The organism is Polaribacter marinus, from assembly GCF_022662535.1.
GTDB classification, from domain to species: domain Bacteria; phylum Bacteroidota; class Bacteroidia; order Flavobacteriales; family Flavobacteriaceae; genus Polaribacter; species Polaribacter marinus.
The window spans coordinates 1-23872 of the sequence record NZ_JAKQYM010000008.1 but is presented as its reverse complement, the minus strand read 5'-3'; the positions used below and the strand labels follow the sequence as shown (position 1 = coordinate 23872).

At 29.0% G+C, this 23872-nt stretch carries 24 protein-coding genes and 1 tRNA gene; 9 read left to right on the top strand and 16 right to left on the bottom strand.

The features are described 5' to 3' along the window. The 4 genes from MC378_RS11220 to MC378_RS11205 all read left to right on the top strand — a co-directional run bounded on the left by MC378_RS11220 (position 1) and on the right by MC378_RS11205 (position 3204). The gene (locus MC378_RS11220; protein ID WP_242178862.1) at positions 1–741 is read left to right on the top strand and encodes an MlaE family ABC transporter permease; all 741 of its coding nucleotides are present in this window, start codon (positions 1–3) and stop codon (positions 739–741) included. Beyond that, complete coding sequence (locus MC378_RS11215; RefSeq protein ID WP_242178861.1) at positions 742–1512, top strand: ABC transporter ATP-binding protein; 771 nt, start codon at positions 742–744, stop codon at positions 1510–1512. Positions 1513–1569: 57 nt separating this feature from the next. Continuing rightward, positions 1570–1642, top strand: a tRNA-Lys gene (locus MC378_RS11210). Between the two features lie 104 nt (positions 1643–1746). Beyond that, on the top strand, positions 1747–3204 hold the full coding sequence (locus MC378_RS11205) for a DUF389 domain-containing protein (RefSeq protein ID WP_242178860.1): 1458 nt from the start codon (positions 1747–1749) through the stop codon (positions 3202–3204). Between the two features lie 34 nt (positions 3205–3238). Here MC378_RS11205 and MC378_RS11200 read toward each other — a convergent pair whose 3' ends face one another. From MC378_RS11200 to MC378_RS11185, 4 genes are read right to left on the bottom strand one after another with little or no spacing between them, the layout of a single operon-like run. Further along, positions 3239–3832 (bottom strand): SprT-like domain-containing protein, encoded by a 594-nt coding sequence (locus MC378_RS11200; RefSeq protein WP_242178859.1) that lies wholly within the window; start codon positions 3830–3832, stop codon positions 3239–3241. A gap of 4 nt (positions 3833–3836) precedes the next feature. After that, positions 3837–4517, bottom strand: a complete 681-nt coding sequence (locus MC378_RS11195; protein ID WP_242178858.1) for an SDR family NAD(P)-dependent oxidoreductase — start codon at positions 4515–4517, stop codon at positions 3837–3839. Positions 4518–4567: 50 nt separating this feature from the next. Continuing rightward, positions 4568–6073 carry a hypothetical protein gene (locus tag MC378_RS11190; protein WP_242178857.1) on the bottom strand — a complete coding sequence of 502 codons (1506 nt, stop codon included), beginning with the start codon at positions 6071–6073 and terminating at the stop codon, positions 4568–4570. A 44-nt stretch (positions 6074–6117) separates the two neighbouring features. Beyond that, positions 6118–7158 carry a glutaminyl-peptide cyclotransferase gene (locus MC378_RS11185; RefSeq protein WP_242178856.1) on the bottom strand — a complete coding sequence of 347 codons (1041 nt, stop codon included), beginning with the start codon at positions 7156–7158 and terminating at the stop codon, positions 6118–6120. A 259-nt stretch (positions 7159–7417) separates the two neighbouring features. Between MC378_RS11185 and MC378_RS11180 the strand changes: the two genes are divergently transcribed. From MC378_RS11180 to MC378_RS11165, 4 genes are all read left to right on the top strand, one after another. Beyond that, positions 7418–7669, top strand: coding sequence for a type B 50S ribosomal protein L31 (locus MC378_RS11180; protein WP_068363688.1), 252 nt, complete (start codon positions 7418–7420; stop codon positions 7667–7669). Positions 7670–7852: 183 nt separating this feature from the next. Further along, the gene (locus MC378_RS11175) at positions 7853–9358 is read left to right on the top strand and encodes an FMN-binding glutamate synthase family protein (protein WP_242178855.1); all 1506 of its coding nucleotides are present in this window, start codon (positions 7853–7855) and stop codon (positions 9356–9358) included. Positions 9359–9490: 132 nt separating this feature from the next. After that, positions 9491–11251 (top strand): aromatic amino acid hydroxylase, encoded by a 1761-nt coding sequence (locus MC378_RS11170; protein ID WP_242178854.1) that lies wholly within the window; start codon positions 9491–9493, stop codon positions 11249–11251. Positions 11252–11267: 16 nt separating this feature from the next. After that, positions 11268–11582: a rhodanese-like domain-containing protein gene (locus MC378_RS11165; RefSeq protein WP_242178853.1), complete on the top strand. Its 315-nt coding sequence runs from the start codon at positions 11268–11270 to the stop codon at positions 11580–11582. A gap of 3 nt (positions 11583–11585) precedes the next feature. Here MC378_RS11165 and MC378_RS11160 read toward each other — a convergent pair whose 3' ends face one another. The 12 genes from MC378_RS11160 to alaS form a co-directional block, all read right to left on the bottom strand. Beyond that, positions 11586–11972 carry a hypothetical protein gene (locus MC378_RS11160; protein WP_242178852.1) on the bottom strand — a complete coding sequence of 129 codons (387 nt, stop codon included), beginning with the start codon at positions 11970–11972 and terminating at the stop codon, positions 11586–11588. 45 nt (positions 11973–12017) lie between these two features. Continuing rightward, positions 12018–12671, bottom strand: coding sequence for a response regulator transcription factor (locus tag MC378_RS11155; protein ID WP_242178851.1), 654 nt, complete (start codon positions 12669–12671; stop codon positions 12018–12020). A gap of 49 nt (positions 12672–12720) precedes the next feature. Further along, on the bottom strand, positions 12721–14634 hold the full coding sequence (locus MC378_RS11150) for a tetratricopeptide repeat-containing sensor histidine kinase (RefSeq protein WP_242178850.1): 1914 nt from the start codon (positions 14632–14634) through the stop codon (positions 12721–12723). A gap of 17 nt (positions 14635–14651) precedes the next feature. After that, entirely contained in the window at positions 14652–14936 is a 285-nt protein-coding gene (locus MC378_RS11145) for a hypothetical protein (RefSeq protein ID WP_242178849.1), read from the bottom strand. A gap of 122 nt (positions 14937–15058) precedes the next feature. Then, positions 15059–15283 (bottom strand): hypothetical protein, encoded by a 225-nt coding sequence (locus MC378_RS11140; RefSeq protein ID WP_242178848.1) that lies wholly within the window; start codon positions 15281–15283, stop codon positions 15059–15061. Positions 15284–15332: 49 nt separating this feature from the next. Next, complete coding sequence (locus tag MC378_RS11135; RefSeq protein WP_242178847.1) at positions 15333–15812, bottom strand: DUF6252 domain-containing protein; 480 nt, start codon at positions 15810–15812, stop codon at positions 15333–15335. A 75-nt stretch (positions 15813–15887) separates the two neighbouring features. Further along, positions 15888–16292, bottom strand: coding sequence for a hypothetical protein (locus MC378_RS11130; protein WP_242178846.1), 405 nt, complete (start codon positions 16290–16292; stop codon positions 15888–15890). After that, entirely contained in the window at positions 16265–16885 is a 621-nt protein-coding gene (locus tag MC378_RS11125; protein ID WP_242178845.1) for a hypothetical protein, read from the bottom strand. Before MC378_RS11125 ends, MC378_RS11130 begins: the two co-directional genes overlap by 28 nt. Position 16886: 1 nt before the next feature. Next, the gene (locus tag MC378_RS11120) at positions 16887–17978 is read right to left on the bottom strand and encodes a hypothetical protein (RefSeq protein ID WP_242178844.1); all 1092 of its coding nucleotides are present in this window, start codon (positions 17976–17978) and stop codon (positions 16887–16889) included. Positions 17979–18055: 77 nt separating this feature from the next. Further along, positions 18056–18781, bottom strand: coding sequence for a DUF6498-containing protein (locus tag MC378_RS11115; RefSeq protein WP_242178843.1), 726 nt, complete (start codon positions 18779–18781; stop codon positions 18056–18058). Positions 18782–18852: 71 nt separating this feature from the next. Next, the gene (locus tag MC378_RS11110) at positions 18853–19803 is read right to left on the bottom strand and encodes a GSCFA domain-containing protein (protein ID WP_242178842.1); all 951 of its coding nucleotides are present in this window, start codon (positions 19801–19803) and stop codon (positions 18853–18855) included. A 163-nt stretch (positions 19804–19966) separates the two neighbouring features. Further along, positions 19967–22585, bottom strand: a complete 2619-nt coding sequence (gene alaS / locus MC378_RS11105) for an alanine--tRNA ligase (RefSeq protein ID WP_242178841.1) — start codon at positions 22583–22585, stop codon at positions 19967–19969. A 160-nt stretch (positions 22586–22745) separates the two neighbouring features. Between alaS and MC378_RS11100 the strand changes: the two genes are divergently transcribed. Continuing rightward, positions 22746–23714, top strand: a complete 969-nt coding sequence (locus MC378_RS11100) for a M23 family metallopeptidase (RefSeq protein WP_242178840.1) — start codon at positions 22746–22748, stop codon at positions 23712–23714. The last annotated feature ends 158 nt before the right edge of the window (positions 23715–23872 follow it).

The window sequence follows — 23872 nt, the reverse complement described above, 5'->3', positions numbered from 1 at the left end:
ATGAAATACCTAGAAGATATTGGTAAATATTTTATGATGCTAGGACAGGTTTTTAAAAGACCACAAAAAGGCAGAGTTTTTTATGAAGCATTAATAAAAGAGATTGAAGAATTAGGTCTAAAGTCTTTAGGTATTATAATGTTTATTTCTTTTTTTATCGGAGGGGTTATCGCTTTACAAACCGCTTTAAATTTAGAAAATCCTTTTATACCTAAATCATTAATTGGTTTTGCGGCAAAACGTTCTATAATTTTAGAGTTTGCTCCTACTTTTTGTTCTATAATTTTAGCCGGTAAAGTAGGCTCTTATATAACTTCTAGTATTGGTACAATGCGGGTAACAGAACAAATAGATGCTTTAGAGGTTATGGGGATTAATTCTTTAAACTATTTGGTATTGCCAAAAGTAATCGCAACCGTTTTTTTCTACCCTTTTTTAATTGCTTTAGCTATGATTTTAGGAATATTTGGAGGATGGGTTGCTGGCGTGCTTTCTGGATTGTTTACAGGAGCAGATTATATAGAGGGGATTCAAACAACATTTAACCCTTACTTAATTAGATATGCTATTATAAAAACCTTAGTGTTTGCTTTTTTAATTGCAACGGTACCTTCATTTCATGGTTATTATGTGAAAGGTGGATCTATAGCAGTGGGGAAAGCCAGTACACAATCTGTAGTTTGGACTACAGTTTTAATAGTGATAGCAAATTATTTTTTAACTCAAATGTTACTTACTTAAATGATAGATGTTAAAAATTTACACAAAGGTTTTGGAGGAGTTCAGGTCTTAAAAGGAATTACAACTAATTTTCACCCAGGAAAAACGAGTTTAATTATTGGTCAAAGTGGATCGGGTAAAACCGTTTTTTTAAAATCTTTGATAGGTTTACACACTCCGGAAGAAGGGACCATTTCTTTTGATGGAAGAGTAAGTACAAATTTCACTAATGAAGAGAGAAGACAATGGAGGCAAGAAATTGGTATGGTATTTCAAGGAAGTGCCTTATTTGATTCTCAAACAGTAGAAGAGAATGTTATGTTCCCTTTAAAAATGTTTAAAAAACAATCTCAAAAAGAGATGCTAGAACGTGTGAATTTTGTGTTAGATAGAGTTAATTTAACAAATTCCAATAAAAAATTTCCCGCAGAATTGTCTGGAGGAATGCAAAAAAGGGTTGCAATAGCAAGAGCAATTGTGATGAACCCCAAATATTTGTTTTGTGACGAACCTAACTCTGGTTTAGATCCTCAAACAGCCATAGTAATAGATAAATTAATTCAAGAAATAACAGATGAATATCAAATTACAACAGTAATTAATACTCACGATATGAATTCTGTAATGGAAATTGGAGAAAAAATTGTTTTTTTAAAAGATGGTAGAAAAGCATGGGAAGGGAGTAGCAATGAAATATTTAAAACTGATAATGAAGCAGTTGTAAGTTTTGTGTATTCTTCTAATTTATTTAAGAAAGTAAGAGAGGCATATTTAAATGAAAAAAACTTGTAATTAATTTGGTTTTTATAAAATACTTTCTATCTTTGCAGCCGCTAAAAAGAAAAGAATGACCTGGTAGCTCAGTTGGTAGAGCATCTCCCTTTTAAGGAGAGGGTCCTGGGTTCGAGCCCCAGCCCGGTCACAAAAAAAGCTTCACAATCTGTGAAGCTTTTTTTATGATTTTTTTGTAGATAGTCAGTTTTATAATTTTGTATCTTTCCAAAGATTTTTTGAAACATAAAAAACATGGAAGAAAATACTAAAAAAGTTGAAGCTGTAGAGCAGTCTAAACAAGAGATGAGGGAAGAAGCAAGAGGATTGCTTGTTAGTATTAAAAAATACTTAAAAGAACTTTTCGATTTTAGACACGATACAGATCATGAAGCTACCATAGAAGCCATCAAAGCAGATATTACTTTTAAAGGGGCAACAGCTTGGATTCTTATTTTTGCTGTTTTTGTGGCTTCTATAGGGTTAAATGCTAACTCTACTGCTGTTGTTATTGGTGCCATGTTAATATCTCCTTTAATGGGGCCTATTTTAGGTATTGGGATGTCGTTTGCAATTAATGATATTGATACGTTTAAAAAATCATTAACCAATTTAGGTACAATGATTGGTTTAAGTTTGTTTGCTTCTTTTTTGTTCTTTTATTTCTTTCCTTTAAGTGAGGACAATTCCGAATTATTGGGTAGAGTTAGCCCAGATATACGTGATGTTTTAATTGCCTTTTTTGGTGGTTTGGCATTAATGGTTGCTAGAACAAAAAAAGGAACAATTGCTTCTGTGATTTTTGGAGTTGCAATTGCTACCGCTTTGATGCCTCCGTTGTGTACTGCGGGGTATGGTTTAGCAAAAGGTAACTTTCAATATTTTTTGGGTGCCATGTATTTGTTTACAATTAACACCATATTTATTGCTTTAGCTACATTTTTGGTGTTAAAATTGTTAAGTTTTCCAATGTATAAATATGCCAACGCAGCAAAGAGAAAGCGATATGCTACAATTGCTGCTGTTTTAGGTATTTTAGTGATGATTCCTGCTGTATATACTTTTGTGAAAGCTTTGGATGAAAGCAGAGTTAATGCCCAATTAAAAGCTTTTATTAAGAACGAAATAAGTACCATTGATAATTTTCAATTAATAGATGACGATTACGATCCTGAAACGAAAGTATTAAAGCTAAATTTTTTTAATGAAGTAAGTGGGGCTGAAAGAAATATGCTTGAGAATAGGTTAAATGACCCTAACTACTTGCGAATAAAAGATATTAAAATAAATATAAAAGGAAGTGATACTAAAAGTTTTGAATTGATAACGACAGCTTACAAGGAAAAACGTGAAGAACTCCAAGAAAGTAAAAACATAATTACAGGATTACAAAAACAAATTACAGATTTACAGGGTGTTATATCTAATTTAAATGATAGAATTGAACAAGATGCTCATAATAAAAACAAAAAAGCAATTGCATTTAGTAGAATAGCTAAAGATGCAAAAATTAGATATAGTGATATTGAAGAAATTGGTTTTGCTAATGTGTTATTATCAAAAGATTTTATAAAAATTGATACCATTCCTGTGGTTACTTTAAAATGGAATTTAAGACTACCAGATAGTATTATTAGTCCTAAAGAAAGAGAGTTAAGAAGTTGGCTTCAAAAAGAAATGGAGTTAGATACTTTATTTATTAAAAGAAATTAATAAAAAAGGACACTCAATTGAGTGCCTTTTTTTATTATGCGACGTGTAGTTTTACTTCTACATTTTGATTGAATAAATAAACTTTTTTAGTACTCATATTTAAACATTCAAATCTTGTTCTGCGTTTATTACCTCTTTTATAGATTGTGTTTTTAAAGATGAATAGACTTCCATATGGAATGTTAAAAATAAAACATTTCCCAGTTTCGGCTCTATTTCCTTTTAAAGCTAAAGATAACTGAACATCTGCATCGGTACTTGCTTTTGGGTTTTTTAGATATTTTGCTAAATAAGGAAGTACTTCTTTTGGGTAGATTTGTGGTTGTAAAAAAGGCAACATTAAATGTTGAAAGATTGTTTTCCATTCAATACCATGAGGTTGCACCCTGCCAAATTTTTGATGTGTAACATGGTGTGCAATTTCATGAACTAAGGTTAATAAAAATTGATGTTTGTTAAGGTTGTTATTTATGGTAATTTGAAATTTTCCGTTGGGTAGTTTTCTAAAATCACCATGTTTTGTTTGTCTTTGATTTACTATTATCAAATCAAAAGAATGTTTGTCAATTAAAAATTGAACAAATGGAATCGCTTTTTCTGGTATGAATTTTTGATATTCTTTTTTCAAAAAATTATGGAGTTGTAGAGGAAACTTGTAATACCTTTCCGTTGTAAAATTGATTTCCTGTCAAAGAAAAATTATAAATATAGTTTGCCATTTCATTTGCTGAATTTGGAGCAATATATCCAGGAAAAGCTTCTTCTAGCATTTCTGTTTGTACGGCACCTAAGGCTAAAACATTAAATGCAATTTGTTGTTCTTTGTATTCTTCTGCTAATAATTCAGATAAAGTAATTACAGCTCCTTTTGCAGAACTATACGCTGCTAATCCAGGGAATTTTAAACTACCTTGTATTCCTCCCATAGAGCTAATCGTAACAACATGGCTTCCTTTTTGTAGAAAAGGAATTAAATTTTTAGTAATTTCTGCTACCGCAAAAACATTAATTTTATAGACTTCTAAAAAATCATTAGAAGTTAATTCTGTAAAAGGTTTATTGATTAATTTTCCTGCATTATTTATTAAAACATCAACTTTTTTCCAATTGTTGTTTACAAAATTAATTGCTTTACTGATGTCTGATGCATTAGATAAATCAACAGAAATTGTAGTAATGTTTTTATGATTAAAAGAATCTAATGGGTTTGTGTTTCTAGACAAAGCCAAAACTTGATGCCCTTTTTCTGCAAACATTTTGGCGAGTTCAAAACCAATTCCTCTACTAGTTCCTGTGATTACAATATTTTTCATGTGCTGAAATTTAAAGAAGCAATCTACTTAATTTTTTGAGAAATCTTATATTAAAAATCAATATGTTGATAAGCACCAATATCTGGATTTGTAGTTCTGTCAACTCCCATAATATCTAAAGAAAAAGGAGTCGTTGTTGCTTTGTTAATAGCATCAGAATCTTGACCAATAATAAAATCTTCATTTTGAGAATCTCTAAAATGAGAAAATCCGTTTAAAATAATATTTTGATAATTTGGATTGTTATCAAAATCTAATTCTGTAACATTGGCAAAAGAATTGTTAGAATCTGTAAATTGTATCATAGAATTACTGATATTGTAGTTGAATAAACTTCCATCAACTTTATCTAAAATAAATTCGATATTATTGTTTCCATCAAAAATGCAGTTGATAAAATTTGCCGCATTTAAATCTCTAGTTTCTGTAATTTCTTGTCCACTAGCATTTGTATAAGTAAAATGATTGTTAACTAACACAGCAGGTAATTGTCTAATTCCGCTATTCCAAAAGTTTGCAAAAGTAGAATGTGTAAAATTATAAGTTCCTCCAACAGTTGCAGCTAAAGAGGCTTGTCCTGCAGAACCAATAACAACGTTATGTGCTTCTATATTTGTTTCTCTTGCAAGAATCCCGTAGTTAGAATTGTTGTAGATTTCTGTATTTTGAAGTTTTAAAGTTGGAGTAGAAGCAGATCCAATGCTATCTATTAAAATACCGATAATTCCGTTTTTAATTTGTGTATGATGAATTTCGTTGTCTTTACTACCAGCACGCATCCAAATTGTACCCCATTGTCCTGGGGTTGTGCTAAAAGAGTTTTCTAGTCGATCTCCTTCAAAAATTACTTTTTCGGATAAGGTTCCGTTTACTTTTAATGTTGCTTTGTCATCAATGATCAATCCCGAATTATTATGGAAATGTACTTTTGCACCTGCTTCTATAGTTAGTGTTTTATTAGCAGGAACCGCAGCATAACCATAAATAACAGTTGGTTTTGTATTTGTAAAAGTCAATTCGGTATTCGTTAAAAAACGACCTTTAATTGTAGTTGGTTTTCCGTCTAAAGTTAAGCTATCAATCTTCATCGAAATAGGGTCTTTTCCTGGAAATATAAAATTAGCATCTTGTACTAAAGTTACTAAATCTACATCTTGTTTGTTATTGCCATTGTCAAACAAAATTTTGTCTGTATATAATGGGTTTGTTGTGTTTGATGCATCTATTGTAGTTTCTATAAAAACATAAATACTGTCTTTAGCAAGAATATCGATATCGTTAAATTCTTTACCTGGAATTCCATCAACATTTAACCTGTAATTAGATGATAGCCCATTTTCTAATTTGATTTGAGGAATTGTTATTGCTTTATTTCCTCTATTATAAACTTTTAGATTATAGGTAGCAGAACCAATATTGGTAAAAATGGTGTCTAAAAAAACGGTGTCTTTAGAGAATTCTAGATTGCCAAAACTAGGAATAGTTTCAAAGTTTTTTCTACAAGAACTTACAGAAAGAAGTATAATACAAACTAGAAAAGTTAAGAAATAACGCATAAATCAATTTTATATAAAAGTAGAACTTTAAATTTAGAGAATTATTATTTTTTGATTAATTCAATTTCAAAAAGTTTTCCCCAGTTTTTACCTGTAACAAATAATCTGTTGTTTTCTTTGTCAAAGGCAATTCCGTTTAAAACTTCATCTTGAGGAACTAATTTTTGAGTTTTTTCCATAACGCTATGCAAAGATTTTAAATTAGCAATTCCTTCTACAATTCCTGTTTTTGGGTCTATAATTACAATAGCATTTTGTTGATATTTGTTTGAGTAAATTTTACCATTGATCAATTCTAATTCATTTAAATCCTTTACAGCATATTTGTTTGTGTAAACTTGAATAGATTTTTTTTCTTTTAAAGTAATTGGGTCTAAAAACCAAATTTTGTTGGTTCCGTCCGATTTTAAAAGTTCTGTTCCGTTATGAGTTAAGCCCCAACCTTCTTTACTTTTATTAAAAGCAAATTCTTTTTCTTGCTCAAAAGTTTCTAGGTTATAAACAAAACCTTTCTTTGCTTGCCATGTTAACCAGTATATTTTGTTGTTTAAAATGGTCATACCTTCGCCAAAATACTTTTTATCTAAATCTATTTTTTGCAAAACCTTACCAGTTTTAATTTCTACTTTTCTTAAAGTAGATTGTCCTCTACGTCCGGTAGTTTCATATAAAAAACCATTGTAATATTCTAGTCCTTGTGTGTAGGCTTTTGTATCATGAGGATATTCGTTAATAATTTTGTAGGTATAAATTGCAGGAGCTTTATCTGCCAAAACTTCAAAAGTACTATTTACTTTTTTTGTTTCTTCGAGATAAAAAACCAATGCAGACACAGCATGTTTACCAACTCCAAAATCATCAGTGTTTATTTTAAAAGAGTTTCCATTGGCAGTTACTTCATTTCCGTTTACAAAAAATTGTACCTTGTTAATTGGTTTGTCATTTTTTTCTTTTAAAGAAATTGTAATAGATTGATTTAATGTTACCTTTTTAGGTGTTTCTAAACTAAATTTGTAATCGTTAGAACAAGAAGTCATCAGAAGCAAAAAAGCAAAAAAGAATATTATTATAGAATTATTTTTCATTATGTATATAAATTTCAATGTTTTAAAACGTAAAGATTCAAAAAAAGTGTCTTAAAAAACAACTTTTACTACTTAAAAGTAGGTGTAATTTAGTTAAAGTATCATTTAGACCAAATAAAAACAATTTATTTATTTGTAAATTAAAAAATTAGGTTAAATTTGCATCCTCAAAATAGAAATAACTATTTAGAGATTTAGAGCGAAGCTTTACCAACTTTACTCATGCAAACATAACATTAAAGTATTAAAATATAATAAAATGAAAAAAGGAATTCATCCAGAAAATTATAGAATGGTAGCATTTAAAGATATGTCTAACGAAGATGTATTTTTAACTCGTTCTACAGTAGATACTAAAGAAACTTTAGAAGTAGATGGTGTAGAGTATCCTTTAGTAAAATTAGAGATTTCAAGAACATCTCATCCATTTTACACTGGTAAATCTAAACTTATCGATGCTGCAGGTCGTATTGACAAGTTCAAAAACAAATACGCAAAATTCAAAAAGTAATCTTTTTAGAATTTTAAAAAATATAAAAGCTTCTACATTTATTTGTAGAAGTTTTTTTTGTTCGTTACTTTTTTTAGGTCGGGCTTTACACTACAATCCCTAAGGCAAACTATTTGTAAGGGATGTTTAAAATATCGTACTAATTGAGTACTTTTAAGGTCTTTTTTAAACAACCATTTTATAATGAGAAATACGATACTTTCAGTTTTTATAGGAGTTAATATTTTATTCGGAATTTTAGTTTACTTCATTCCACAAACAGGAACTATAATTTTATTTTCTATAAGTATAATTTTATTACTAATTGCAATTTATGATAGTTTGCAAACACAACACTCTTTATTAAGGGCCTTTCCGTTAGTTGCACGTTTGCGTTGGCTTTTTGAGGAAGAAAGAGATAAAATTCAGCAATATTTTATAGAAGACAATTTAAACGGAACTCCCATAAATAGAGAAAAAAGAAGTTTAGTATATCAACGATCTAAAGCGCAGATAGAAACGGTTCCTTTTGGTACACAACACAATGTTTATGCTAAAGGATATGAGTTTGTAAAACATTCTTTGTTTCCTAAAGATCATCATAACATAGCTGGAGAAAGAGTTCTTTTTGGTTCTGATAAATGTTTAAAAAAATATAATGCTTCTCTAATCAATATTTCTGCAATGTCTTTTGGTTCTTTAAGTAAAAATGCAATTATGGCATTAAATCAGGGAGCAAAAATGGGGAATTTTGCACATAATACAGGTGAAGGAGGGATTTCTCCTTACCATTTACAAGGAGGAGATATTATTTTTCAAGTTGGAACGGGTTATTTTGGAGCGGGAAAATCTGTAAACGGAAAACGTGTCTTTGACGATGAGGTTTTTAAAGAAAATGCAATTCGTCCAGAAGTAAAAATGATAGAAATTAAGTTTTCTCAAGGAGCAAAACCTGGTCATGGAGGTATTTTACCTGCTAAAAAAAATACAGAAGAAATTTCTAAAATTCGTTCTGTAGAACCATTTACTAGGGTAGATTCTCCTCCAAGTCATTCTGCTTTTACAGATTTTGATAGTATGATTTCTTTCATTCAAAAAGTTAGAGATTTATCAGAAGGAAAACCAGTAGGAATTAAATTCTGCGTTGGGAATAATGAAGAAATAGAAGAAATGATTAAAGCCTTTGCCGAAGCTAATAATTACCCTGATTTTATTACTGTAGATGGAGGAGAAGGTGGAACCGGTTCTGCTCCAATTGAGTTTACAAACTATATTGGAACACCGTTGCTAGAAGGATTGGTTTTTGTAAATAAGTTATTGGTTAAGTATAAGCTTAAAAATCAAATTAAAATTATTGCAAGTGGTAAAGCTATTGATGCTTTTGATATTGTAAAATACATTGCTTTAGGAGCCGATGCAATTGCTATGGCAAGAAGTTTTATGTTAAGTTTAGGTTGTATACAAGCTAGAGAATGTAATTTAGATACTTGTCCTGTAGGTGTTGCAACACAAGATGATGATTTGGTAAAAGCTCTTGTTGTAGAAAAGAAAAATGTTCGTGTAAAAAACTATCACAATAAAACTATTGCTGCAGTAAAAGAAGTTGTAGCGGCTATGGGAGTTGAATCTATACCTGATTTAAAACCCAATCAAGTTTTTAGAAGGCAAAAAGATCAAGAAATTAATAGTTTAGAAGAGCTTTACTATTAATAAAAAACTATAATCCATTTTAGTTTTTTTAAGGAAATCAAATAAAGCCTAAAGGAAACTTTTAACATCAAAAGCAGAGGTAATAAGTTGTAAAATTTGTAATTTTACGAGGTAAATTTTATCAAATTTTTAATGAATATACACTTTCAACTAAACGAAGTAACAAAAAAACTTCCTAAACATTTACATAAATTTGTTGTAAAGCAACCTTATGATGAATATACAGCTCAAAACCAAGCCGTTTGGAGGTATGTAATGAGAATGAATGTTGATTATTTGAGTAAAGTTGCACACAAATCATATATAAAAGGATTAGAAAAAACAGGGATTTCTGTTGAAAATATTCCTTATATGGAAGGCATGAATCGAATTTTAAAAGAAATTGGTTGGGCTGCTGTTTCTGTAGATGGTTTTATTCCTCCCAATGCATTTATGGAGTTTCAAGCATATAATGTGTTGGTGATTGCTTCTGATATGAGAACGATTAATCATATAGAGTACACACCAGCACCAGATATTATTCATGAAGCTGCAGGTCATGCTCCTATAATAGCAAATCCAGAATATGCCGAGTATTTAAGGCGTTTTGGAGAAATTGGAAGTAAAGCAATTTCTTCTTCTAAAGATTATGAAATGTATGAAGCTATTAGGCTTTTATCAATCTTAAAAGAAGATCCAAATTCTACTGAAAATGAAATTCAGGAAGCACAAGCAAAAGTTGAGTTTTTACAAGATAATATGGGTGAGTTATCTGAAATGGCTCAAATTAGAAACTTGCATTGGTGGACTGTAGAATATGGTTTGATTGGAAACTTAGATTCTCCTAAAATTTACGGTGCAGGTTTGCTTTCATCTATAGGTGAAAGTGCTTGGTGTATGAGAAAAGAAGTTAAAAAAGTAACCTATTCAATTGATGCTGCTAATGTAAACTTTGATATTACAAAACCACAACCTCAATTATTTGTTACTCCTGACTTTGCTTATTTAAGTTTAGTTTTAAATGAGTTTGCAAATACAATGGCACTGAGAACTGGAGGGTTAAAAGGTGTACAAAAATTAATAAAGTCTAAAAATTTAGGAACAGTAGAATTAACAACTGGAATACAGATTTCAGGTGTTTTTACAAATGTAATTAAACATAAAAATAATAAAGTAGCATATTTTCAAACTACAGGTCCAACAGCTTTAGCTAATAGAGATAAAGAACTTATTGGGCATGGAATTACAACTCACCCTAATGGATTTGGAAGTCCTGTTGGAAAATTAAAAGGAATTAATTTACCAATAGAAGATATGAGCCCTAGAGATTTAAAAGCTTACGGTATTTATGAAGGAGAACAAATGAATCTAGAGTTTGAAAGCGGGGTTGTTGTAAAGGGAACGGCAATTACAGGTACAAGAGATCTACGAGGAAAAATCTTGATAATTTCTTTAAAAGAATGCACAGTTACATATAAAGATAAAGTATTATTTAAACCAGAATGGGGTATTTATGATATGGCAATTGGTAAAGAACTGGTTTCTGCTTATTCCGGTTCTGCAGATGTAACTTCTTTTGAAAACTTAGGAAAAGTTTCTGAAACAAAAACACATAAAATAAATTATTCTGAAGAGGAACAAAATCTATATAAACTATATGCAGAAGTTAGAGTTTATAGAGAAGAAAACAATACCACTGAAGAAAAAATTAAAACAATATTTAATCAACTTAAAACTAATTTTCCTTTAGATTGGTTATTGTCATTAGAACTGTTTGAATTAGCTTTGCAAAAAGAATTTTCAATTCAGTTTGAAATTTTAAAACATTTAGAAAAGCTACAAGAAAATACAGCTTTTAAAAAATTAATAGAAAACGGGTTGAATTTATTAAACGTAAATCAATATCAATCTTAAAAAAAAATAAAAGTATATGGGATTATTTGGTATGTTCGGACAGAAAGATGCTTCAGAAGAAATAAAAGAATTTTTAAAAAGAGATGCAGTAATATTGGATGTAAGAACTTTAATGGAGTGGAATGAAGGCCATATTGAAGGAGCAAAACATATTGTTTTAAATTTAATTCCTTTAGAATTAGAACAGATAAAATCTTGGAAAAAACCTATAATTGCAGTTTGTAAAAGTGGAGGCAGAAGTGGACAGGCAACTCAATTTTTAACACAAAATGGTTTTGAGGTAATTAATGGTGGGCCTTGGCAAAATGTAGCTAAATTTACAGAAGATTAATTCTTAATTGTAAAATCCATTTCTACGTAATCTTTTTAATCTGTTATAAATTTTTATAGAGTGTGTTACTTTTTTTATAACAGCAAAAGCACCACCTAACATTGCGCCTACAAAAAGCCCCATTGTTAGTGGATCAAAATCGTGCCCTGTAATTATATATTTTGCATAAAAAGTTATTGCTCCAATAATGATAGAAATTAAAAAGGTTTGGAGTTTTGAATGTGATAAGAAGGCATAAATACTACAAAAAATCCCTGTAATAATAGATGTTGCTGTGATTTTTGTAAAGAAAAGCTCAGTCATTTTTACTTCTTCTGGCATAAACACAGAAGTAATAAATACACCGATTAAGGATCCTAAAAGTATACCTATAAATATATTTTTAATCATTTTTTCAAAGGGAATTATTCCCTAAAGGTATAAAATAATTTTGATTTAAATGAGGTTTTGTTTTTGAGCTTTTATAACGGCTTCCATTTTACTATGAACTTGTAGTTTTTTGTAAATATTTTCAATGTGTTTTCTTACCGTAGAAGGAGAAATGATTAAATTTTCTGCGATACTATTGTAATTTAAACCTTTGCTTAATTGTATTAAAATTTCGGTTTCTCTTTTTGAGAGTTTAATAGTTTCTGTTTCTTCTAATTTTGCATCTAATAGATTAGGGTTTCTTAATAAATTTAAAGTTTTTAGAGCAATACTTGGTGTCATTGGTGCACCGCCTTTAGTAACTTCTATAATGCTTTTATAAAGGTTTTCTGCATCTATTTCTTTTAGTAAATACCCATTTGCACCTGCTTTAATTGCTTTAAAAACATAATCATCATCATCTAAAACAGTTAGAATGATTATTTTAATTTGCGGGTATTTATTTTTTACAATTTCTGTAGCTCTAACTCCATTCATTTCCGGCATTTGAATGTCCATTAAAATAACATCGATGTTGTGGTTGTCTTCTAATTTTCCAATTAATTCTGCGCCATTATTTGCATGGAATTTTATAGTTACATCGTCAAAAAAAGAAAGTTTTTCTTTGATAGTCTTTACTAGGAAATAATTGTCTTCTGCAATACAAATTTTTAATTTCATAATGGTTAATTGATTGGTTCTGTAAATTACAAATAATTAAGATTAAAATTTATACGCCATTTGCCGTATCTTTTAAAGTGGTACTTAAGGTAATTTTTGTTCCTTTTTTAAGCTTAGAAACTATATTTATTTCCCCATCAATTTCACTCATGCGTTTTTCCATATTGCTAAGACCATTCCCGAGATCAACATTTTTAAGGTCAAAACCATCACCATTATCAGTAATTAAAATTTGTAATTCATTATTTTCTTTTGATATGTAGATTTCTACTTTAGATGCGTTTGCATACTTTATAGCATTGTTAATTGCTTCTTGAATTACTCTAAAAATATTTATCCCTTTAATTGTGGAAAGAGATACATTTGTATCTATTTTTTGATGAATTTCAAAAGTTATGTTTTCTGTAGCGCTTTTTGCTTTTTCTATAAACGATAAAATTCTGGCATGTAAATCTTCCATAGAAATCTCATTCTTATTCATTGCCCAAATGGTATCTCTTAATTGATGAATAGTTTCTGAGGTAAAGGAACTAATGTTTGCTAATTTATCTTTTAATTTTGTGTTAGCGTCTTTTGTAATGAATTTTAAATTATCAATAGATGAGATGATAAAGGTAAGTTGAGATCCAATATTGTCATGTAAATCTCTAGAAATTCTAAGGCGTTGTTCTTGTAATTTGTTTTGAGTTTTTATAATTGCTAAAGCATCTTTTAAATCAATTTCTTTTTGTAGTTGTTTTCTTTTAATTTGATTTCTTTTGTAAATATTGAAAAATATAATTCCTAAAATTAATAAAGCAGAAGTAATTAATATGGCATATAAATTTCTGTTTTTTATAGCTAATTCTTTTTCTAAAAGCTGTTCTTTTTGAATCGCAATTTCTTTCTCTTTCTTTTCAGTTTGATACTTAGTTTCAATTTCTTGAATGGTTTTTATGTTTGTTTTTTTTGCAATACTATCTTTAAAATGTAAGTATTTTTTATGATGATTTAAAGAGGATTTATAATTGCCTTTTTTTTCAAAATAATCTGTATAATTTAACAATGCATTTTCAATATCTTCTGAGGTTTGATATTTTTTTGCAATACGATATGCACTATCTATATATGTTTTAGATTCTTTGAATCTCTCAATCTCTAATAAAACTTGAGCAATATTATTATAACTAGCACTTACACCAGCAAAATTTCCAATACTACGTTCTATATCTGCCGATTTTTTAAAATAATAAATTGATGAATCTATGGCTTTAAGGTAGTAATGTACAGAGCCTACATTGTTTAAAGATTCTGCAATTCCTTTTTTGTCTTTTAATTTTTTCTCTAAGGATAATGAGTACCTAAAATTAGTTAAAGCCTTTTCCAAATCTCCTTCATTTGCATATACAATTGCAATATTGTTGTAAGCTTGAGAAATTCCTTTGTTGTTATTTAATTTCTCAAATACTTTTATTGCTTTATCATAATATTCTAGAGATTTTTTGTTGAGGTTTATATAATTATAAACTATAGCAATATTGTTATGTACAGTTGCAGTTTCATTCAACATCTTCTTTGCTTCATAAATTTCTAAACTTTTTAAATAGTTAGAAATAGCATCTTCATAAAGTCCAAGCTTTCTATTACAAGCACCAATATTATTATAGATAGCGGCTTTAATTAAAGAATCTGTTGTAACTGTTAGTGCATCTTCAGAATATTTTTTTGCTTTTTGAAATTCTCCTAAATCTCTAAAGACTATTCCTAAGTTGTTTTTAGTTTTACTAACTTCTTTTTTGTTATTATGTCTTTCTGCTATTTCTAAAGCATTTGTAAGTACTTTTATGGCTTCCTTTTGATTTGTTTTATACAAATCCATTGCTTCTTTATTAAGAGCATTTACATCTTGGGCGTAATTATTTAAAGAGTTTAAAAACAAACAGAAAAACAGTATTCGTAATAATTGTTTTTGTTTAAGCTTCATAAGGTTGTTTTTTAGTTTTAATGAAAAATTTCTTGTAAAGAAAAATCAATATTTAAAATATCAACTTTAATGTTTAGAAGCTTTTGTTGTATTTGTTTTTGATAAAATTTTACTTCTAAAGGACTATTTTCTAGTTCCTCACGTTTCTTTTTTTCAATTTTAATTTCTAAAGATAACAACTTTAATTTATTTGCTTTTTCAATTTTTAATTTTTGACATGTTATTTTATGAAATAGAATTAAACTAAATACAATAATAAGTAATAGTAGTATAAGAAAAGAGTTTTCAAAAAGAGGTTGCATAGACTTTAGAAGTTTTATTTGGTTTTTATGAATCTAATATATTTAAAAGGTGTTGGCTGGTTTCTTAATAAGAATAAACTGACCATCTGTAATCCCAAACAACAATTTGTATGTTTTAATGATCAGTTAAACTGACCTAACCAGGGATTTGTTTCTGTTGATGAAATGTTAGTTTCTTTTAATTCTCCAGATCTTGTCATAGAAACATCGAAAGAAATTTGATATGTACAAGTATTTCTAAATTGAATTTCTGTAGAACCAGATGTTGTTAATATTGGGTTTTTATTAGTGATTTTATAATATTTATTTTTAAGTTTATCATACAAATCTCTGTAAACAATTGTCAAAAAAAAATACGACAGATGCCGTATTTTTCTTCCTTTTCATAGAATTTAATTAACTTTTTGGGGCGCTAAATTCTCCTTCAGTTACTGTTTTGGTAGAATTCCCAGCATTTGAATTGATACCTGTAAAAGAAAAAGTTCCAGACATTGTTGTTGATGTGTCTTCTGTAATTTTAATGGTTCCGTTACCAATATTAAAAGTTGACATCCAAGTTGTAATAGGACTTATTGTCCCGTAAGAAATTGAATTTACATTTGTTATTGCATCTCCAGTATTATAAGTACCAACTCCAGTGTAATTCATGATATTAATTCTGATATAGTCACCTCCAGAAGTAGAGCCTTGTATTGCTGCAACTTGATTTGATACTGTAGCGGCTACGGTAGACTTTAATGAAGCAAAATCATTTCCATCAATTTTGGCAGTTAAAGATCCTTCTCCTGTTAAGCCTAATTCCTCGTCAGTACTATCTGAACAAGAAAATAATATAGCAGCAAAAATAAATAGTGTTAACGTTTTTAAATTTTTCATAATATTTAGTTTTAGAATTAGATGTTACAAATTACAGCCAATAAAAAAGTTTTAACAATACGACATTTGACGTATTTATTTTTTTTTGATAAATTTTTTATAGATTAATAATAAAATTATTAGAGTTAAAACGCTTAGCAAAATAGGCAGTCCATAGATTGCCAAATAGAAAATAAATCCTACAGCATTGTTAGAAATACCATCAACTTTATATGGGTTTTGAATATCTATATTAGCGAAATTATAGGTGTTAAAATTTTCTTCAGAAAAACGATCTATTGTTTTAAAATAAGTTTCGCTATCTGTAGTTATTTTTTTAAAATTGAAGTTTTTTAACGTTTCACCATAAGTAATTACAAAATTAGGATCTGGGCTTTTACCATAATCTAACATCGAAAATTTTAGGATATTATTCTCTTCGTTAAAATAAAGTGTTGTTGGAGAGCTAGCTTTTACTGCATCGATAGTAATATTGTCCATAATTTGAGTGTAAAAATTCCCTTTTTTATAGGAGATTTCCACAATGAACCTGTTTCTATCAAATAAATAAAGGCGTTTTTATTATCAGTATTATACCCTTCTAAAATTTTAGCATTGTTAGTGTTAGCCAAAAAGTACACTGAAAATTTGGTAATTTCATTAGGAGGAAATGCAACTTCCCAAACATACCAATTGTCATTTACTGTGTTAGGTTTGTTGTAAAGAGTGGATTCTTTTCCATTAATAAAACCTTTAATTTTATACAAACCATCAACCCTAACATTATTTGCTTTATGCTGAAAAGAGATGTTTTCAAATACATTGTTTACAGGATAACCTACTTTTATTTTTAGGGTATCTGTAGATGTATTTTTAAAATAATAATTTCCTTTTACAGTTGCAAAACCTTTGTAAAGTTGCATGTAAATATCTTCAGATTTCATCTGAATTTTTTTATATGCAATAGAGTCTTCAGGATATAAAAGAGTAAAACTGCCACTTCCACCAGCATTCCATATTCCAGGTTGAGCAGAATTTGAAACTAATAAAATGCTTCCTAAAAAAACAATAAGTAAGTTATAGAATTTTTTCATTTTACTTTAGCTTATTAAAAAACTCATCTAGCTGTTTTTCTAAAAAAGTGTTGCATACATTGTAAAAACCTTGAGCGTATTTATCTCCATCTACATCAATCCATTTTGTAGTGTTAGAGAAACGGTCTGCTTTTGCATCTAAATAATTAGAGAAAGTTGTAAAAGAAGTTGGTACAAAAGAACCTTGTTTTTGGTAAGCAACAATTTTCTGTTTCTTTAATACACCGTTAATTTCTAAATCTTTTCTTAAGTTTCCGGTAAATTGAGCTAGTGCTCCCAAGCCTGCTTTACCTTGAGTAAATTGTACACTAGAAATGATCGGATATGTATCTGAAGCTCCTTTTATTTTTACAGAACCAAATAATTTTCCTATTGTAGTTTTTTTCTTTTTAAACTTTTGAGGAATAGAAATTACATGATTGTTTACCAAACGTAAGTTAGTTTTAATTTTAACTTTTGCTGCTCTTCCTTTCATCCAATCATTTCCAGATTCAGAAAAAATCACGTATAAATTCACATCTGCAATTATTGCATTGTCTAATGCTTTAGAAAGTTTAGGTTGTAGACCTATGCCGCCTAAAAAACCTTTTTTAATTTCCCCTTTACTTGTTTTCCTTTTATAAAAAGAAGTGAAGTTCTCTGGGACACAGGTTATAATTCCATTAAGATTTTCTACAAGTAAAGGCCCTGTAGACTTTTTCCAATCTTTAAAAACAGTTGTTTTTTCAGCAACATCGGAAGCAATAATTTCATAACCTTCACTTTGAAGACGGTTTATAAAGTTTTGATAAACTTTATTGGTTTTAGCTTGCATTTTGTTGGCGTCAATACCACCTAAACCTACAGCTGCTTTTGCAGTTGCATTACTTGTATTTCCTCCAATTCTTCCTCCATTTCCACCAGCTTTAAAATCGATAGCTTCTTTGTATATTTCAAAATTCACATTAAAAGAATTGATGTAAACTTTCTTAGGAGCTTTTTTCATTCTGTTCATTCCATATTTCTGACTTTTAATTTTTAGCTCACCAATTCCTTGAGAATTGATTGTCTGAACAAAAAAAAGAAGAAGAATGAAATTAAATAGATTTTTCATAATTTGTGTTTTAAAGTTACAATACAAACTTCTTTAAAACCCATAGGGTAGGCAATACGTCATTTGACGTATATTTACTATTCTGTAAAAATAATAAGTTGTTTTTTTATTTCTTCTTTGCTTGCTTTTTCATTAGCTAATTTTTCTGATACTTTATCTAGAATTTTAGAATCTTGTTTAATAGATTCTAGAACTAAATCGATAAGCAATCTAAAAAAGATTAATAAGATTGCTGCAATAATACCTGCTCCTGCTTCACCAAAAACAATAAAAAAGAAAGAAAGTATTACAACAAATTGTTGAATAAAAATACGAACGTAGGGTTTAAACATAATTTCTTGTGCTGTAAATGTTTTATATTTTTCATTTTTTAGATAATCGCTTATAAATTTACCTAGGTGCATAAAAATAATTGCAGGTAAGGCATACCTAACATCTTCTAAATTAAGAATAGCAATATAATTATCAATTATATGAAAAGGTTCTTTTATGATTTCATTTGCTTCCATTCCAAACAACGCAAAACCAAAAATAGATTGAATAGCAACAAAAAATCCGTAATGAAATAAGAAAAAAAGAATTAAACCATAGCTTTCAGATTTTTTTCCTTTTGATTTACTATATCTGATACACCACAACATTTTTAAAGCATTAAAAACACCAATAATAAGGGTTTCTAGAAAATAGACAAAAAGAATAGACATTGTAGATGCTTTCCCTATGTATAAAAGGAATAATAGGTATATAGAACTTAACCAAATAAAAGCATTCTGTTTTGTTGGGTATAAGATGTCTTTTAGCATTTTTTAGTATTTTAGAGCTGTAAAATACCAATAAAATTCTTAAAAAAGAAATAGGTCAAATGCCGTATTTTTTAAAAACACATAAACGAAAATTGTGTTTTTAGTTTTTCTTTTTTTTCTTCTAAGCTTTTTAGAAACTGTTGATGTTGTGCTGAATTTTGATTAAAAGGCCTGTGTGTAATCCCTTTTTGTATCGTTGCTACTTCTATCATCGTTTTTTTAGAATCACTAGAAAACCAAGTTTCAGAGAATTTATTCCAAATATATTGGATGGCTGTTTTACTTGGATGAATCATATCTTCTGTGTAAAACCTGTAATCTCTTAGTTCGTCCATCATAATTTCATAGGAAGGGAAATAATGAGTGTTTTTTCTATGGTTTATAATTTTATGAATTGCAGCTATTAAAAGAGATTTACTTAAGGTGTTCTCTATAAAACCATCTTTTAAATGACGAACAGGAGAAACCGTAAATATTATTGTTGTTGTGGGGTTTATACTTTTAATTAATGCTATAATGCCTTCTAGAGTTTCTGAAATTTCATCGTATGAAAGTAATTCTTTTAAGAATTTTTTTTGTGGAATCTTATGACAATTCGCTACTATTTTATCTTCTTCAATAAATCTATATACCCAAGAGGTTCCTAGTGTAATTATAATATGAGAAGCTTCTTTTAAGTTTTTATTAGTTGATGAAATTGCCGAATTTAAGCTTTCTAAAAGTTCTTTTTTATCACTAGAACTTAAACTAGAATGTGCCTCTAAACAATGCCAGCGTTCATTTTGGAAAATTAAATCTTTGTCAGAATATTCTTTTTCGTTAATTGCATTTGTAATGAAGTTTTCAATTGCTTTTGGGTGAAATAAAATTCCAAAAGGATTTTGGTTTGATTGAAACTTATAATAATTTAATTTATCTCCAATGTTTTTTGAAAAACAAGAGCCTAATAAGAAAACTTTTGAATGGTAATCTATTAAATTGTGTAACTGATTTTTTATAGGGATTTGAGTTCTAAAATTCATTTTTTGTAACATTTTCAATTATAGACTGTCTAATCATATCTATTAAATTATTATAATCATGAAAAATAAAAAGCCCCAATTCCAATCATTAAAAAAGAAGTTCTTAAAATTTTACAAATGCGAATTGAAAAATTTCAATAAACTTTTAGGAATTCAATAAGTGTTATTTTAAATAATCTTTTGCTTTTTCTAGTGCTTTAGGGATTCCGCCAGGGTTTCTACCTCCAGCAGTGGCAAAAAAGTTTTGTCCACCACCACCACCGTGAATTAATTTTCCTAATTCTCTAACTACTTTACCTGCATCATAACCACGTTCGTTAGCTAGTTCTTTAGAAATATAACAAGTTAACATGGCTTTATCTTTTGAAGGAGCAGTTGCAAACAACAAGAATAAATTTTGATATTCTTTTCCTATAGCAAAAGCTAAATTTTTAATTCCGTTAGCATCTAAATCTACTTTAGTTGCTAAAAACTGTACGCCATTAATTTCTTGTAATTGGTTTTTTATTTCACCAGATAAATTTTGTGCTTTATCTTTTAACAATTGTTCAATTTGTTTTTGCAATGAAGCATTTTCATCTTGTAATTTTTGTACAGCTTTTACAGGTTCTTTGGTGTTATTTAACAGATCTTTTATTTCAAATAACGCTCTATTGTTTTCAAAATAAAAATCTTTAACAGCATCATTTGTTATGGCTTCAATTCTTCTTATTCCTGCAGCAACTGCACTTTCAGATTTAATTTTAAAGTGCCAAATATCACTGGTGTTTTTTACATGAGTTCCACCACAAAGTTCTACGGATTTTCCAAATTTAATAGCTCTTACTGTATCTCCATATTTTTCACCAAACAAAGCCATAGCACCTTCATCAATAGCTTGTTGCATAGGAATGTTTCTTTTTTCTTCTAAAGGAAGTTTGCCTGTAATTCTTGCGTTTACAAAGTTTTCTACATCTCTTAATTCTTCTACTGTTAATTTTGAGAAATGAGAAAAATCGAAACGTAAAGATTTTGAATGTACAGCAGAACCTTTTTGTTCTACATGAGTTCCCAGAACCTCCCTTAAAGCTTGATGTAATAAGTGAGTTGCTGTGTGGTTACATTCTGTTCTATGACGTTGTTTTTCGTCTACAACAGCTTTTAATGGTTCATTTAAATGCTTTGGAAGATTTTTTGTGAAATGTATAATTACATTATTTTCTTTTTTGGTATCTAAAATGTAAATTACATCTCCATGGTTGTCTTCTAGATACCCTTTGTCTCCAACCTGTCCACCACCTTCTGGATAAAAAGGCGTTAGGTTAAAAACAAGTTGATACATTTCTCCATCTTTTTTTGAAGTTACTTTTCTGTATCTAGTAAGGTTTACATTAGATGTTAATGTATCATAGCCAACAAATTCTTCAATAGCATCATCTTTTAAAATAGTCCAATCTTCTGTAGACATTTCGCTAGCTGCTCTAGATCTATTTTTTTGTTTTTGAAGTTCTTCTTGAAAACCTTTTTCATCTAAAGTATAACCTTTTTCAGAAAGAATTAATGCTGTTAAATCAATTGGAAATCCAAAAGTATCATACAATTCAAAAACTTTTTCTCCAGAAATTTCTTTAGATTTTGATGCAGAAATAATTCCATCTAACAAAATTAAACCTTGGTCTAAAGTTCTTAAAAAAGAGGTTTCTTCTTCTTTTATTACGTTTTCTATGAGTTGTTTCTGTGCTTTTAATTCAGGAAAAGCACTCCCCATTTTTTTACTTAATACATCTACTAATCTGAATAAAAAAGGTTCTTTTTTATCCAAAAATGTAAATCCGTAACGTAAAGCTCTTCGTAAAATTCTTCTAATTACATAGCCCGCACCTGTATTACTTGGTAATTGACCGTCTGCAATAGAGAAAGCAACTGCTCTTACATGATCTGAAATTACCCTTGTGGCAATGTCTTGTTTTTCATTAGAACCATATTTTGTATTGGTTACTGCTTCTATTTCTCTAATAATTGGTGTAAAGACATCTGTATCGTAATTAGATTGCACCCCTTGTAAAACCATACACAAACGTTCAAATCCCATACCTGTATCAATATGTTTGTTAGGTAGGTTTTCTAAAGAACCATCTGCTTTTCTATTGTACTGCATAAAAACCAAATTCCAAATTTCTACAACTTGAGGATGATCTTCATTGATTAAAGTTTTGCCATCTACTTTTGCTTTTTCTTCTGCAGAACGAATATCTACATGGATTTCAGAACATGGTCCGCAAGGTCCTTGTTCACCCATTTCCCAGAAATTATCTTTTTTATTTCCTTTTAAAATACGATCTTCAGAAATAAATTGTTTCCATAGGTCATACGCTTCAGTATCTAAACTTAAATTGTCTTCATCATTTGATCCCTCAAAAACAGTTACATATAAAATATCTTTGTCAATTTTATAAACTACGGTTAGTAATTCCCAAGCCCACGCAATGGCTTCTTTCTTAAAATAATCGCCAAAAGACCAGTTTCCTAACATCTCAAAAAGAGTGTGGTGATACGTGTCGTAACCAACTTCTTCTAAATCATTATGTTTCCCAGAAACACGTAAACACTTTTGCGAGTCGGTAATTCTGCTCTTTTTTGGCGTTCCATTTCCTAAAAAATATTCTTTAAATGGTGCCATCCCAGAATTTACAAACATTAAAGTTGGATCATCTTTTGTAACCATTGGTGCAGAAGGCAAAACTAAATGTGATTTTTCTTTGAAAAAATTTAAAAAAGTAGAACGAATATCTTGTGATTTCATAAAAAAGAAGTTTCCAAAACTTTGGATTGTGTTAATATATCTTTAAAAATACCACTTAAAAAAAGCAGTTATAAAACATTTTGTAAATTTGTGAGTTATTAAAAATAAGATTTTAATAAAAAACTAATTTTAAGCGTACAAAAATAGTACATTTAGCATTATGGCAAAAGTAAAATATTATTACGATGCAGATACACTTTCTTACAGAAAAATTGATGTAAAGAAAAGTGATTATTATAAGAAAACAGTTTTTGGGCTTTTTACCATATTGTTAATTGCTTTTATTGGCTTTATTGTTTTTAGTCAATTTATAATGTCTCCAAACGAACGAGCACAAAAAAGAGAGTTAGATAACTTAAAATTGCATTACGAATTACTTTCTAAAAAAATGAAAGAGAGTTCTTCTATTTTAGCCCAACTACAAGAAAGAGATAATAATATTTATAGAACTTATTTTGAAGCAAATCCAATACCAGAAGAACAAAGAAAAGCTGGTTTTGGTGGAGTAAATAGGTATAAACAACTAGAGGGGTTTGATAATTCTTTAATGATTAAAAACTTAACGAAGGAAGTGGATATTTTATCAAAACAATTGGTAGTACAATCTAAATCTTTAGATGAAATTGTAGGGCTAGCTAAAGAAAAAGAAAAAATGTTAGCTTGTATTCCTGCTATTCAACCTGTAAAAAAAGAAGATTTAACAAGAATGGCTTCGGGTTATGGAATGCGAATGCATCCAATATTAAAGTATAGAAAAATGCATAAAGGAATGGATTTTACATCTCCTGTAGGCACACCAATTTTTGCAACTGCAAATGGTAAAGTTGTTAGAGCACAAAGAAGTAGCTCTTATGGAAATGTAGTTTATATAGACCATGGATATGGATATAGAACTATTTATGCACATATGAGTAAAATTAAAACCAAGAAAGGAAAAATTGTAAAAAGGGGAGATTTAATTGGTTATGTTGGTAATACAGGTTTGTCTGCTGCTGCACATCTACATTATGAAGTCCATAAAAATGGTAGAGCTGTAAATCCTATTAATTTTTACTATGGAGATCTAAGTCCTGTTGAGTTTGCTGCAATGCAAAAAGCAGCAGCAGAAGAAGGGCAATCATACGATTAATTTTGTGCTTAGTGTTTAAACGAAGAGCTAGAATAAATAAGTTTTAACTTTTTTAAATTTCTGAATCATTTTTTTTAATTTTGATTACTGATTACTGATTACTGATTACTGATTACTGATTACTGATTACTGATTACTGATTACTGATTACTGATTAC